Annotated in this window: 1 protein-coding gene; it reads right to left on the minus strand. The window is 36.7% G+C overall.

Features of this window, described 5'->3' with window-relative positions; all coding sequences use genetic code 11:
* Nucleotides 1-117: 117 nt before the first annotated feature.
* Nucleotides 118-1,578 (minus strand): IS1182 family transposase, encoded by a 1,461-nt coding sequence (locus BK127_RS42100; protein WP_076238573.1) that lies wholly within the window; start codon nt 1,576-1,578, stop codon nt 118-120.
* Nucleotides 1,579-1,699: the final 121 nt, after the last annotated feature.

The raw sequence follows: 1,699 nt of genomic DNA on the forward strand, positions 1-1,699 counted from the left end.
CCTTTGTTGGAGGCCACTGAAAAACTTGCGCTTTTAATTAATTGAAGGCATGCTTCAAATCAAAAAGGCGATATTCCGTTCAATTTCGAATGGAATATCGCCTTCCTCTTTATTCTTTTATTTTGATTCTTTCATAAGTGTAATGATTCGCTTGAGATTAACAGAAAATATCGTCATAGCACCTTGCATGTGCATGCCAATTAAACCGGAAGAAGATGCCACATCATACCCGTGTCTGTGTTTGAGTTCACTATTTTTCGCCTCGATTTTATAACGCTCTTTCGATTTCTCTTTGAAATCATCGCTGTTTTGAAATACTTCTTGTTCCTTATGTTCTGTGGATTTGATAGTTACGGAATAGGTTTTACTTTTCGCTCCTTCTTTATAACATCCATTTCTCATCGAGCATAATTTGCATTTTTCAATATCAAACAAGTAGGTATCCTTTTGGTTTTCATTGATACCTTTCTTCCCTGTGCGCGCTTTGCTAATCGCCATATGTCCTGCTTTACACACGTACATTGAAGCATCCTTATTGAACTCAAATTCATCCTCCTTTTTACGAATACCTTGCGTAATATTGGGATTTAATTTAGCTACCAATTGTAACTCATTTTGATTTGCGTACTGAATATTATCTTTTTCCGAATATGCAGTATCACCAATCACTGTATCGATTTCCATTCCTGTTTCACGGCTTTTTTCAATCAATGATTGGAGCTGTTTCCCATCACTTTTTTCACCAGTAGTAATTACCGCAGCTGTAATAATACGTTCTTCATTCATCGCAATATGTGTTTTATAACCAAAGAAAGAGGAGTCGGCTGTTTTGTGACCCATGCGTGCATCAGGATCATTCGAGGATTTAAGGTGCTCATGGTGATCTTCTACAATCTCTTTTAAATAGTTCAGCTTTTCTTTTATTTTTGGGTATTCGCGTATCGTTTCTTCTTTTTCGACGATATGAATGACTTTTCGGCAGTAGTCCAGCTCATCTGTCAATTCGTTTGCCGCTGTTTTTGCTGGGAATTTTTCTTTCATTTTTTCATCGATTTGATAAACTGCCTTTCGTAGCAGTTTAGATTTCTCCATCAAGATCTCTTGAGGGGATTTCTGGTTGAATCGTGCTTTCGTGTGTGTGGCGTCTACAATAATGGCACTGCTTTTTATAATTTCTTTTTCTAATGCGATTCCCACTGTTTTTTGAATAAGAAGATCAAGCAGGTTGATATCCTTCAAACGAAGCTTGCGAAACTTTGTTAATGAACTCGAATTAATGACCCCATCTTCTGGCGCCATATCCAAGAAATACTTAAAGGACATGTCATATTTAGATCGTTCTACGATATCCACATCGGATAAATCAAAGATTGATTTTAGCAGTAGGTATTTAAACATACGAATAGGTGGCACTGCATTCCGACCGTTGTCCAGACAATATTTATTCTGTAATTCTTCTTGGACAAAAGAAAAATCTACGAGTTCATTAATTTGACGCAACATATTATCTTTAGGCACTACGATATCGTAAATGGCCATAAATGGACTAATGTTAAGGGATTGTTGGTTTGAAATCATCCGAGACACCACCTGAAATTAATAACTTTATTATACAGGAAAACAGGATACCTTTCCTCGAAATGGAGGTAAGGTATCCTGTTTATAAGATTTGGACTTTTTCAGTGGCCTCCTTTGTTGG

The sequence above is a fragment of the Paenibacillus sp. FSL H7-0331 genome, assembly GCF_001956045.1.